This window comes from Stenotrophomonas sp. STEN021 (assembly GCF_056760175.1).
In genome coordinates this window covers 1-12172 of the sequence record NZ_JBRREH010000118.1, presented here as the reverse complement: position 1 = coordinate 12172, position 12172 = coordinate 1, and the positions used below count along the sequence as shown (strand labels likewise).

Annotated in this window: 12 protein-coding genes; 3 read left to right on the top strand and 9 right to left on the bottom strand. The window is 63.5% G+C overall.

Features of this window, described 5'->3' with window-relative positions:
- Window positions 1-836: SPFH domain-containing protein (locus ACVOL0_RS19040; RefSeq protein WP_481550414.1), on the bottom strand; the 836-nt coding region annotated here is incomplete at its 3' end.
- Between the two features lie 120 nt (window positions 837-956).
- On the opposite strand from ACVOL0_RS19040, the gene ACVOL0_RS19035 reads away from it, so the two are divergent.
- Entirely contained in the window at window positions 957-3317 is a 2361-nt protein-coding gene (locus ACVOL0_RS19035) for a membrane-bound PQQ-dependent dehydrogenase, glucose/quinate/shikimate family (protein ID WP_481550413.1), read from the top strand.
- A 248-nt stretch (window positions 3318-3565) separates the two neighbouring features.
- Here ACVOL0_RS19035 and ACVOL0_RS19030 read toward each other — a convergent pair whose 3' ends face one another.
- The 4 genes from ACVOL0_RS19030 to ACVOL0_RS19015 all read right to left on the bottom strand — a co-directional run bounded on the left by ACVOL0_RS19030 (window position 3566) and on the right by ACVOL0_RS19015 (window position 6513).
- Window positions 3566-3856 (bottom strand): hypothetical protein, encoded by a 291-nt coding sequence (locus ACVOL0_RS19030; RefSeq protein WP_481550412.1) that lies wholly within the window; start codon window positions 3854-3856, stop codon window positions 3566-3568.
- A 158-nt stretch (window positions 3857-4014) separates the two neighbouring features.
- Window positions 4015-4665: a dethiobiotin synthase gene (gene bioD, locus ACVOL0_RS19025; protein ID WP_481550411.1), complete on the bottom strand. Its 651-nt coding sequence runs from the start codon at window positions 4663-4665 to the stop codon at window positions 4015-4017.
- Window positions 4662-5954, bottom strand: coding sequence for an adenosylmethionine--8-amino-7-oxononanoate transaminase (bioA, locus tag ACVOL0_RS19020; protein WP_481550410.1), 1293 nt, complete (start codon window positions 5952-5954; stop codon window positions 4662-4664). The genes bioD and bioA overlap by 4 nt, the downstream gene beginning before the upstream one ends.
- A 49-nt stretch (window positions 5955-6003) precedes the next feature.
- A complete protein-coding gene (locus ACVOL0_RS19015) occupies window positions 6004-6513 on the bottom strand; it encodes a M23 family metallopeptidase (RefSeq protein WP_481550415.1) in 510 nt (169 codons plus the stop codon).
- Between the two features lie 244 nt (window positions 6514-6757).
- Between ACVOL0_RS19015 and ACVOL0_RS19010 the strand changes: the two genes are divergently transcribed.
- Complete coding sequence (locus tag ACVOL0_RS19010) at window positions 6758-7039, top strand: hypothetical protein (protein ID WP_481550409.1); 282 nt, start codon at window positions 6758-6760, stop codon at window positions 7037-7039.
- 139 nt (window positions 7040-7178) lie between these two features.
- Here ACVOL0_RS19010 and ACVOL0_RS19005 read toward each other — a convergent pair whose 3' ends face one another.
- Together ACVOL0_RS19005 and ACVOL0_RS19000 are read right to left on the bottom strand one after the other, a co-directional pair.
- Window positions 7179-7874: a TorF family putative porin gene (locus ACVOL0_RS19005; protein ID WP_481550408.1), complete on the bottom strand. Its 696-nt coding sequence runs from the start codon at window positions 7872-7874 to the stop codon at window positions 7179-7181.
- 133 nt (window positions 7875-8007) lie between these two features.
- Window positions 8008-8802: a hypothetical protein gene (locus ACVOL0_RS19000; protein ID WP_481550407.1), complete on the bottom strand. Its 795-nt coding sequence runs from the start codon at window positions 8800-8802 to the stop codon at window positions 8008-8010.
- 173 nt (window positions 8803-8975) lie between these two features.
- On the opposite strand from ACVOL0_RS19000, the gene ACVOL0_RS18995 reads away from it, so the two are divergent.
- The gene (locus tag ACVOL0_RS18995; RefSeq protein WP_481550406.1) at window positions 8976-9950 is read left to right on the top strand and encodes an HPP family protein; all 975 of its coding nucleotides are present in this window, start codon (window positions 8976-8978) and stop codon (window positions 9948-9950) included.
- 60 nt (window positions 9951-10010) lie between these two features.
- On the opposite strand, the gene ACVOL0_RS18990 is transcribed toward ACVOL0_RS18995, so the two are convergent.
- Together ACVOL0_RS18990 and ACVOL0_RS18985 are read right to left on the bottom strand one after the other, a co-directional pair.
- Window positions 10011-10670 (bottom strand): glutathione S-transferase family protein, encoded by a 660-nt coding sequence (locus tag ACVOL0_RS18990; RefSeq protein WP_481550405.1) that lies wholly within the window; start codon window positions 10668-10670, stop codon window positions 10011-10013.
- 92 nt (window positions 10671-10762) lie between these two features.
- On the bottom strand, window positions 10763-11902 hold the full coding sequence (locus ACVOL0_RS18985) for an alpha/beta fold hydrolase (protein WP_481550404.1): 1140 nt from the start codon (window positions 11900-11902) through the stop codon (window positions 10763-10765).
- Window positions 11903-12172 lie beyond the last annotated feature (270 nt).

Genomic DNA, 12172 nt, shown 5'->3' with positions numbered 1-12172 from the left:
CAACCGCACCGCGCTTGAACTCGGTGCTGAACTTCCTTCGCTTCGACATGAACACTCCTCATGGCCTTGATCGGCCTTCTCGTAAGTGTCCGTGAAAACGGGGGTGAACCCTTGAGGTTGCCGATCACGCCCATGCTGGAACGCTTGTCGATGGCCTGCTCCACTTCCGGCGGCACCGATACGTTTTCCAGGATGAAGCTGGTGATCTCGATGCCGTACTTGTCGGTCATCGCCGGGTTGATGATCGGCAGCAAGGCTTCGCCCAGCTCGGAGTAGCGCGAGGCCACATCCAGCGCCGGCACGCCGGCCTTGGCCAGCGCCTCGGTGAAGACGCTGACGATGCGCGAGCGCATGGTGTCGGCAAATTCATCCAAGCGGAAATTCTGGTCGGTACCGGCCACTTCCTTGAGGAACTTCGGCGGGTCGACGATGCGGAAATCGTAGGTACCGAACGCGCGCAGGCGGACCACGCCGAAATCGGCGTCGCGCATCATCACCGGATTGGAGGTACCCCACTTGTTGCCGGTGAACAGACGCGTATTGAGGTAGTAGACATCGCACTTGAACGGCGATTCAAAACCGTATTTCCAGCCCAGGATGGTCGACAACACCGGGATGTTCTGCGTGCTCAGCGTGTGCTTGCCGGGGCCGAACAGATCGGCGTACTGGCCGGCGGCGACGAACTGCACCATCTGCGACTCGCGCACGATCAGCTGCGCGCCGTTCTTGATCTGGCGGTCATCATCCGGCCAGCGGTAGGACAGCGTGTCACGCGAGTCATCGGTCCACTCGATGATCTCGATCAGTTCCTTTCTGATGAAGTCCAGAATGCTCATGCTCAGTCCTTGGTCGGCAAGGCCCTGATTCTACGGCGTGAATGTTAAGAACGCGCGTGACGCCATGCAGACATGCCGTGGCGCAGCATGGCCGTAACTTCTGGATGCTGCGGGGACGCCATGCGTGTTCTGACCCTGTTGTTGACGACACTGTTCGGGCTGGCCCTGGCGATGGGCGGCGCATGGTTGCTTGCCTTGCAGGGTAGCCCGTTCTACCTGCTCAGCGGCCTGCTGCTGCTGGCCGTGGCCTGGGGCCTGTGGCGACACCGGCGCTGGCCGACCTGGCTGTATGCCGGCTGGTTGCTGGTGCTGCTGGGCTGGTCGTTGTGGGAAGCCGGCCTGTACTGGTGGCCGCTGGCCACCCGCCTTGGCGTGCCGGCCCTGCTCGGCCTGCTGATGGCCTTGCCTGCCTCACGCCGTTCCAGCCCACGCGGCTACACCGGCCCGGCCGGCTGGCCGGTGCTGCTGGCCTCGTTGGGCGTGGCGGCGGTTGCCTTCGCCAGCATCCCGCGGCATCTGCATGAGATCGATGGCCGCCTGCCGATGGAGATCGTCAACGCCAACCCGGCGCTGGGTGACACCGCGCAGCCGGAAGGCGAATGGCAGGCCTACGGCCGCAGCGGCTACGGCCAGCGCTATTCGCCGCTGACCCAGATCACCCCGGCCAATGTCGGCCAGCTGCAGCTGGCCTGGCAGATGCGGACCGGCGATGTGCGCCTGCCGCAGGACGTGGGCGAGACCACCTACGAAGTCACCCCGTTGAAGATCGGCAACACGCTGTACCTGTGCACGCCACACAGCCTGGCGTTCGCACTGGATGCGGACAACGGCAAGGTGCTGTGGAAGTTTGATCCGGGTGCCGGCATGGAGCCACAGCGCCAACACCAGACCTGCCGTGGGCTGTCGTATCACACCGAAGCCGCCAACAACTCCACCGCAGCAGCGACAGACACACCGGCAGGAACACACACCTGCAGCAGCCGTGTGTTCCTGCCCAGCGCCGACGCCAAGCTGCATGCGCTGGACGCGCATACCGGCGAGCATTGCACCGACTTCGCCAACAACGGCGTGCTCGACCTGCTGCACAACATGCCGTTCAAGCAGGCCGGTTACTACTATTCCACCTCGCCGCCACTGATCGCTGGCGGCAAGGTCGTCGTCGCCGGTGCGGTCAACGACGACTATGCGATCAACTCGCCATCCGGCGTGATCCGTGCCTACGACGTGCATAGCGGCAAACTGCTGTGGAACTGGGATTCGGGCAACCCCACCCAGACCGCGCCGCTGGACCCGAACAACCCCAACCAGGTCTACACACCCAGTTCGCCGAACAGCTGGTCGGTGGCCAGTGCCGATGAAGCGCTTGGTCTGGCCTACTTCCCGATGGGCAACCGCACCCCCGACCAGCTCGGCATGTACCGCAGCCCGGCCGAAGAAACCTACTCCTCATCGGTGGTGGCCTTGGATATTGCCAGCGGCCAGGTGCGCTGGGTGCAGCAGTTCGTGCACCACGATCTATGGGACATGGATACTCCGGCGCAACCGGTACTGCTCGACCTGGACCTGCCGCAAGGCCGCGTACCGGCGCTGGTGCAGCCGACCAAACAGGGCGATATATACGTACTGGATCGCCGCGACGGCAAACCCCTGCTGCCCATCGGCCAACGCACCGCGCCGCAGTACGTGGATATTCCCGGTCAATTTGCCGCCCCCACGCAACCTACATCCGCATTGAGCTTCGAACCCAAGCCGCTACGCGAAGCCGATATGTGGGGTGCCAGCCTGATCGACCAGATGCTGTGCCGCATCCAGTTCCGGCAGCTGCGCTACGAAGGCCGCTACACACCGCCAACGCTGCAGGGCAGCCTGATCTATCCAGGCAACTTCGGCACCTTCAACTGGGGCAGCGTGGCGGTAGACCCGCAGCGGCAGCTGATGTTCGGCATGCCAACCTATCTGGCCTTCGTCTCCAAGCTGGTACCCAAGCATGAGACCAGCGGCCGCGAAATGAACAAGGGCGAGCATGGTTTGAATGAGAACAAGGGCGCGGACTACGCCGTGGAAATGACGCCTTTCATGTCGCCCATTGGTGTGCCCTGCCAGGTGCCGCCGTGGGGCACGGTTGCCGGCGCCGATCTGCGCACCGGCAAGATCGCCTACCAGCATCGCAACGGCACCATCCAGGACCTTTCACCTGTGCCGCTGCCGATCCGCATCGGCGTGCCCGGTATTGGCGGACCGATGCTGACCGCAACCGGCGTGGCCTTCATGAGCGCGGCCACCGACGACAACTTCCGCGCCTACGACCTGGCCAACGGCAAGGTGCTGTGGGATGTGCGTATTCCGGCCGGTGGCCAAGCCACGCCGATGACCTACCTCAACAGCCAGGGCGAGCAGATGGTGCTGCTGGTGGCCGGCGGCCATGGTTCGACCGGGACCAAGGCTGGCGATTATGTGTTGGCCTACAAGTTGAAGAAGTAGCGATCCAAGCGGCTTAAGCAGGAGCAGAAGCCCCCCTCCCCAACCCTCCCCTTGCCTGCGGCAAAGGGAGGGCGCGCAAGCAACAGCTCAGTGCTGCACGATCAACTCCCTCCCTTGCGCAACGCGCAGGGGAGGGCTGGGGAGGGGTGCATTTCGCAAGGACCCCAATCAGCCCAGATCAATCAATAACACGTTGCATCTGCCCGGCAGCGCCGCATCCAATAACAGACAACGCCGCAATCGCTGCTTCAAGGCCCCAGCGCTGCAGCCAGCATCTCCAAGTTCCGCCGGTTCTTTCCCCAATCCAGGCATTGGGTGGGCCATGCACAAGTGCTGCGCAGCACGGTGTGCGATGCATCGCAGGTCACTTCGACCTTCTCACCGAACGACCATATGTTGAACGAGACAGCACAGCTCGCGCCTGAAGGCGTTTTCTGGATGCTGTTCCAGCCACTGCGACGCATTGCAGCCTCGATGCTCTCCACACTGTGGGCGCGTTCAAGCACCATCTCGTGGAATGCGGGAAAAGCAAATGTCATGTCAGGCTCCTTCCTGTCTTGAAGCCTCATGATAGATGCAATGTGCGCAGGAATGATCCCAAAAACCGTTCGACGAGGAACACACCGGCAGCATGTCCCGCACCTGCGCTGATCAACGCGATCAGCCATCAGCACCATTGCGCACATTGCCAACGGTTTCAGCCCAGATCAATCCTCGGCACGTCATACCACACCGCATCCGGGAACCGCTTCAACACCCAGTCGCGAATGAAACCGCGACTATCTGCCGCGATCAGCTCATCACTGCTGTCATCGCGACTGTTCCAAGCCACGCCGTGCAAGGTAATCCCGCGCACCGCAATCGCCTCCAACGACAGCAAGGTGTGGTTGATGCTGCCCAGGCGCCCGGATGTCACCAGCAGCAGCGGCCAGCCCTTCTGCGCGACGTAATCGATCGTCAGCAGCTGCTCGGTCAGCGGCACCATCAGGCCACCGGCGCCTTCGATCAACACTGTCCCGTAGCGCTCGCACAAGCGCTCCGTAGCGGCTTCGATTGCAGAAAGATCCAGCGCACGCTGCTCCAAACGGGCGGCCAGATGCGGCGATGCCGGATAGGCAAACAACGCCGGCATCGTGGTGCCGTCGCGGTCCTCCTCGAACAAGCCCGTGCCCATGATGCGCCGGTGCAGCAGGATGTCATCGGCGGCGGCCACGCAGCCGGTCTGCACCAGCTTCTGGGTGATCACATCCCCGCCCTGCGCGGCCCATTGTTGCGCCAACCAACCGGTGACCACGGTCTTGCCGATCTCGGTATCGATGCCACTGACAAACACAATCTTGCCGCTCATGCGCGCATATCCTCTTCCTGCAGGCTGGCCACCAGCGCGACCATGGCCTCGCACAGCCGCTGCAGCTGTGCATCAGCGATTACATACGGCGGCATCACATAGACCAGCCGCCCGAACGGCCGGATCCAGATGCCATGGTCCAGCATCCGCTGCTGGATGCGTTCCAGACGCAGCGATGCCTTCAACTCGATCACGCCGATGGCCCCAAGCACGCGTACATCGGCCACCTGCGGCAGGGCGCGCGCAGGTGCCAGACTCTCTTCAAGACGACGCTCGATCGCCGCCACCGCCCCCTGCCAATCCTGCGACAGCAACAACTGCACCGAGGCCAGCGCCACCGCGCAGGCCAGCGGATTGGCCATGAAGGTCGGGCCATGCATGAACACACCCGGCTCGGCGCTGGCGATCACATCGGCGACCTCGCGCGTGCACAGCGTTGCGGCGAGCGTCATGTAGCCGCCGGTCAATGCCTTGCCGATGCACAGGATATCGGGGCTGACGCCCGCATGTTCACAGGCAAACAACCGCCCGCTGCGCCCGAAGCCGGTGGCGATTTCATCGCAGATCAGCAATACATCGTGCTCGCGGCACAAACGTGCGAGCTCGCGCAGGTACTGCGGATGGTAGAAGCGCATGCCGCCCGCGCCCTGCACCACCGGCTCGATGATGAAGGCAGCCAACTCATCGGCACTTTCAGCAAACAGCTGTAGCAGCGGCGCGATATCGGCCGGTTCCCAGTCCTCGCCGAAGCGCGTCTGCGGCGCGGGCACGAAGCGGCGCGTCGGCAGCGAGCTGCCGAACAATCCATGCATGCCGGTGACCGGGTCGCATACCGACATCGCATTCCAGGTATCGCCGTGATAGCCAGAACGCGTGGTGGCGATATTGCATTTGCCGGGCTTGCCACGCGCCGCCTGGTACTGGATCGCCATCTTCAGCGCCACTTCCACCGACACCGAACCGGAGTCGGCATAGAAAATCGCATCCAGCCCTTCGGGCACGATCTGCAGCAACTGCTTGCCCAGCGCGATGGCCGGTTCGTGGGTGAGTCCACCAAACATCACATGCGACATGCGGCCGAGCTGGTCAACCACGGCCTGGTTCAGCTGCGGATGGTTGTAACCATGAATCGCGCACCACCATGACGCCATGCCGTCGATCAGCCGGGTGCCATCCTCCAGCTGCAGCAGCACGCCATCGGCACGGGCGACCTTGAGTACCGGCACCAGGCCGCCCAGGGCGCTGTAGGGGTGCCACAGGTGTTCACGGTCGAATTGATCAATCAGCATCGTTCAGTACAGCTCTCGCCGCGGAAAGGCGGCTTGCAGGGGGCGTACCTTACCGCTTGCGCGGCTGGCCTGCATGCATCAACGGCAGCGGGTCGAAGGGACCATCGCCGCCGTAGATACCGTAATGCAGATGCGCCGGCGTTCCGCGCGCATTGCCGCTGTCGCCCACGAAGCCCAGCACATCGCCGGCCTGCACGATGTACCCATAGGCCAGCCCCGGCGTCCAATCCTGCAGATGCGCATAGTAGTGCCGCTGCCCAGCTGGCCCGATCACCCACACCTGGCGCCCGCCCAGGCCGCTGTCGCGCACCGCCGCGACCACGCCATGGGTAGCAGCGACAACCGGTGTGCCGTGCTTGGCGAAGATATCCACACCGTGGTGCCTGCGGTCGCGCCCGCGTGGCGCGCCGAAGGTATCGGCAATCTGCCGCGGCTTGATGCCCTGCACCGGTACCGCTATCGCAGTTGGTGCTGGCAGGCGTGAGAGCTTCCAGCCTTCGCGGGCGACCACGCTGAAGGGCTGTCGCCACAGCCAGCTGGCGGCCAAGGCCAGCACCATCAGCAACAACACGCTACGCGCGGTGCACGGCCACGTGCTTCGTTCGGAAGAGTTCAAGATTCGCCCAGCCAATGTGTTCCAGATGGCGAAAGCTAACAGCAGCCAAGCCACCATTTCCAGCACTTTTCCGCTGCCGGCCGCCGGCATCCATCACTTCAAATTCGCTTCACATTGGGCGCATATCCAGCACATGCGGCGCACCTAGAATTCGTCGTCACCCAGCCAACAGCCAGACATCCCGCGGATGGACATTCTCTACTTCATCGCCCGGACGCCAGCACTGCCAGCGACGATGTATCTGCTGATCCTGGTTTCCGCGTGGTACTTCAGTCGATTGCTGTTCGATGCGCTTTCCATCCTCGGATTCATCGGCTTGCTGATGGCGTTCCTGGCCAGCGACGGTGAAGCTGCCATGGTCATTGCCGTTGTCGCGTGCACGCACCTGTCACTAAGCTTCGCCAGCAGCAGGAAGCCACGTCGAAGCGGCATCAACAGCGAAGCGCATGCCCCCACCAACAAACCTTGAGCGCCCCGATGCAGGAGCGACGTCAGTCGCGAAACTCGCAGATCAACAGATCACAGTTGGTTGGGCTGCCAGTTGATGTCTGCATCGCGGCTGACGCCGCTCCTACAAAGAGCGTGGCATCGCACTCGGCTGACAGCCTTCAGAACGATGCCTGCACCGCAGCCTCCCAACGCGTGCCGGCGGCCTGCTCCCCGAACAGCTCACGTGCGTGCTGGTCGGTGAAATGCCCGCTAAGGCGCAGCTCGAACGGGGTTGCCACCGCCCATATCGCGCTCAATTGGCCGTGCGCATAACCACCGCCCACCGCATCCTGCAGCTGGTACCAACCCGCGGCGGCTTCCAACCGCAGCTGCGGTGACAGCGGCACGCGCACGCCCACCTGGGTGTACAAGCCATCCTGGCTGGTGCCCAGCGCTTCCGGCGACCAGCCCAGCGACAGCCAGTAGTTCTCCTTCCAGGTCAGCGTGGTGTTGAGCTCGGTCCAGTTCAGGTCGACCGTCGTTGCAGGGTAACGGTAATGCAGCAGGTTGGCATCAAGCGCCCAGTCGTCGGCCAGCTTGCCGTTCCAGCCAACGATGAAGTCCAGCTCGCTGCTGGCGTGCGTCTCCGGGGCGAACTCAACGCTGGAGCCGGACACGGCCGCATACACACCACTAGCGCCAGCTACACGGAAACCAGCCTGCACAGCGGCATCGCCCTGACTCTGGGTGGTGCCGCGCCAGACATAGTCGCTGGTCAGGGCAGCGCTGCCGCTGGTATCGATGGCCAGCGCATTCGCGCTGGCGGTGAGGGCAACAAGGGCAGCGAAATACAACGAAGAGCGTGAGCGTTTCATGGATTTTCCGAAAGCGGCCGCGCGAGCTGCGCGGCGATGCGGAATTGTTCACCCAGCCCCCATAAACCAACGATGGCGACAGCCTTGGCTACGCATCAAATCTGCGTAAAACCGTCCTCCCTGCTGGGATGGATCAGTCTTTCGTGGCAAACACCTGCCGTGTTGCGCCGGCCGGCATCGGCTCGGCGAAGGCCGGCTTCACCTCCATCGGCACCCCGTCGTTCTCACAGTGGGTGAACTGCCATTGGCTGGGTTTGAAGCGTGCCGCCGCACCATCCGGCTCACCGGTCGTGAACTCGGCCTGGATGTCATAGTCGATCAACGGTGCGTGGAACCAGGCGGTCTCACCGGCTCGGCAATCGATGAAAGAACGCGCGTGGTCGACCACCCAGTCACCGCTCTCCGGATCGGCGTGATACACCGGGCTGATGCGTTGATCGGAGGTCAGCCGCATGCGCCCGGGGGATATCTCCAATGCATCAACCCAGATGCCCGCTAGCTGCACCGGTGCTGGGAACTGCAGCGCATCCAAGCCACGCAATCCCAGTGGCCGCTGCGGCTCACCGTTGTCGAACACATCGCGGCGATTGACCAGCGTTCCCCTTGGAACATTGAACTCGCCATACTGGAAGTCACGTTCCAACACGAATTTTGCGCGGCTGCCACGCTGCCAGCTCTCGACGGCGAATTCCCGCTTGAACTGGGCGGTCTTGTAGACCAACACACCCACCCACGCCGCCACCAGCAATACGAACACGCCACCCAGGCGCACCTTCCAGTTGAAGAATGCCCCCCAGCCGCCCTCTCCATGCCGATGGAAATACCAGGCCCGTACAAGCAGGCCAAGCGCCACCAGGCCGCCCAGCAGCGGCAACACAAACACCATCAGCAGGAACGGCCACGAGATCAACGGTCCGGGAATCATCACGCAGACAACAGAAAGAAGCTCTTCCCATCCTACCCGTTCAGCTCGTCTGCGCATGCATCCTCGGCATGAGAAACAAACCAATCCGCATCAGCCAACGGTCAATGAGCCGATCCGGACTCATGCAGCATGTGGGAAACCCGGCAAAATAGCGATCTCCCTCCCTGTCAACCGCCATGACGTCCAGCAGCAAGCCCCAGCATCCTCTGCGCAGCTGGTTGAGCATCGAGCGCAACCAGACCAGCCACGGCGAGAAGTGGATTTCCGCGCTGGGAGCGCTGATCGGCATCAGCGTGGTCTACCAGATCACCCATTGGTGCTTCCCCGGTGGCTTCAACCATGCCGGTGGCGCGATCATGTTGGCCTCGATGGGAGCAAGCGCGGTATTGGTGTTTGCCGTGCCCCATGGCGCCTTGTCGCAGCCTTGGGCGGTGATTGCCGGTCACCTCGTGTCCGCCTTCATTGGCGTCAGCTGCCAGCTGATGTTCCCTGAGCAGTCCTGGACCGGCGCGCTCGCGGTAGGCCTGGCCGTCGGTGCGATGCACTACCTGCGCTGCATCCACCCACCCGGCGGCGCCACCGCGCTTGCCGCAGTGATAGGAGGCAGCGATGTGCATGCGCTGGGCTACCACTACCTGCTCACCCCGGTAGCGATCAACGTCGCCGCCATCCTGTTGGCCGGGGTCGTATTCAATGCGTGCTTCGCCTGGCGCCGCTATCCGGTTCATCTGCATCGGCGTCGCCAGCAGACCGTGACCGTGCCGTCGGCGCAACGCCATGTTGACCTGACCCAGGAAGATTTTCACGCCGCCATCGGTCAGCTCAACTCCTTCGTCGACATCACCGACGAGAGCCTCACCGAGCTGCTGGAGCTGGCCAAGCAGAACGCCGAGCGCGATGCCTTGCACCCGGAACTGATCGAGCCCGGTCGCTGCTACAGCAACGGTCGCCTGGGGCGGGCCTGGAGCGTACGCCGGGTATCGGTGACGCCTATGCTGTCAGGGCCTTCCCCTGAGCGATTGGTGTATACGGTGGTGGCCGGCGACGGCATCGGCGACGTCGGCCATGCCAGCGCCGCCGAGCTGCGCCAATGGGCGCGCTTCGAAGTATCACTGCGTGACGGTGGGCGCTGGGTCAAGCTGGGTAGCTGACCCAGGCAGCCAGCGCGCTGCGATGAACACCTGAGCGCGCACCCACGCGTTCGCAGGTGCTCAATCGCGCTCAGGTGCACCCAACGGGAACAGATGGCGATAGCCGCGTGCTTCATCTACCGCGCGCGCGAAGGATGGCCGTTGCAACAACCGCTGGCGATAGTCGAGCAGCAAGGGATAGTCGTCGCTGATGCGGTGCGTCCAGTCGGCGTAGAACAGCGATGGTGCTGCTGCGCAGTCAGCCATCGAGAACCGGTCACCCGATGCCCATTGCCGGCCCGGCAGCTGGCTTTCCAACCAGGCGTAGGCAAGTTCCAGCTTCTGGGTCGCAAACGTCCGCGCTTCATCGCGTTTGCCAACGTCACCGCTCAGCGCACCGGCCACCGCGTGCTGTACCGGGCTCATGACATGCAGGTCGAAGAAGCGATCATGGAAGCGCACATCCAGCGCCTGCATCGAATCTTCGGGCAGCAATCGCACCGGTCCAGCGTGGGTGAGTTGCAGGTACTCGATGATGATGCTGGTCTCTACAACGCTACGGTCGCCATCGAGCAGCAGCGGAAACTTGCCCAGCGGCCAATGCTGCAGCCATTGGCCTATTTGCTCCGGTGCATCCGGCCCGAGCAGGCGGAATTCGAAGGCGATGGCGTTCTCATACAACGCTATCAGCACCTTTTGCGTGTAAGAAGAAAACGGATGACCGTAAAGCAGCAGTGACATGGCGACACCTCCGTGATCGAAACTGCAGCGTGATATCACGCTGCCATGGCAAACCGTTCAACCCATGCGTGCGAGGGACACTGGTACGTTCTTCAGCCGTTGCCAGCACCGGCCTTCATCGCCAGGCCACAGTCGCTGCCCGCAGGCTGCCCACTGAAGCGCGCCGCGATCCAGGCGATGGCCTGATCCGCCGAAACAATGGCAGTAGTTGCATGACCGGTATCCGGCAGCCGCAGGTAGCCTACAACCGCACCGCGCCTGCAGCTCCGTTCGAAGAACGCCTGCGTCACCGGCGTGGCGATCAAGCCATCAGCGTCGGACTGCACCAACAGCAGCGGCGCGGTGCCCGCTGGCAGCGCGCCGATGGAGTTGCGCGCCATCAACCCATCCCAAGGCGCACGCCGACTCAGATCCAGACTGCCCAGCCGCGCACGCAGCCGAACCAAGCGGACCAGCGCAGCGGCGGAGAATGGATCACCTTCGCAGCCGCTGGTAGCGCGCTCGATCACGCCTTGCGTGGTCTTGTTGGCGATGGTGGACAGATCAGCACCGTAGACCCTTGACCAACTGCGCGCGGTAAACGCCGTCAACAGGCCACGAACGGTGGCGTCGGCATGCTGCATGTTCGCCACCAGATCGGTAGGCGGTGATACCGCCACCACGCCCTGCAACTGCAGGTCCGGCGCATAGCTGCGCGCCCGCTGTGCGACGAACAATGCGGCGTGCCCGCCCTGTGAATGCCCCCACACCGCGAAGCTGCGGCTGGCACCAGCGGCAGCCAACCCGGTAGCAGCACGCACTGAATCCAACACTGCCGCTGCGGTGGCATCGCCGGCCAGATAGGCATGCGGCCCGCGCGTCCCCAGCCCCGGGTAGTCGCTGGCCACCACCACCCAACCACGCGCCAGCATGTCGGCAAGCCCGGGAATCTGGTCCAGTGTGCGGATAGGGGTACAGGCCGAATCGATGCCTACCGTGCCATGCGCCCATGCCACGATGTCGCGCCCTTGCACCGGGCCTGGCCCATCAGGTGCGATCAACACCCCGGTAGATTGTGCAGGGTCGCCATCGACATCGGTGGTTTCGTAACGGATGCGCCAGGCCTTGGCGCCGGCAGGTGCACCATCGGCAGGAATGGCTTCCAGCAACTTGCCGGGCGCCGCCACCGCAGGCGTGGTGACCAACAGCAGCCACATGACCAACAACAGACAGCGCACTACGGCGATCTTCATGCTTGGCAGTCCCTGGCTCCCGGTTGCGCTGATGCTAGCTCAAAGCGGGGCTGGCGTTGCTGGCACAGCAACCTCAAGTCGAAGACTGGGCACGCGGCCCCTCCCCACGCCTGTGGGAGCGGCGTCAGCCGCGAAGTCGGCCAATTTTCCGCTGATAGAAATTCTGCAATCCCTTGGTATCGGTCGCTTTGGGCCTACCGGCTTGGCGGGGGGAGCCCCGCCCCCCAAAAACCCCCCCGCCCCGGGGGGGGGGGGGGGGGGGGGGGGGGG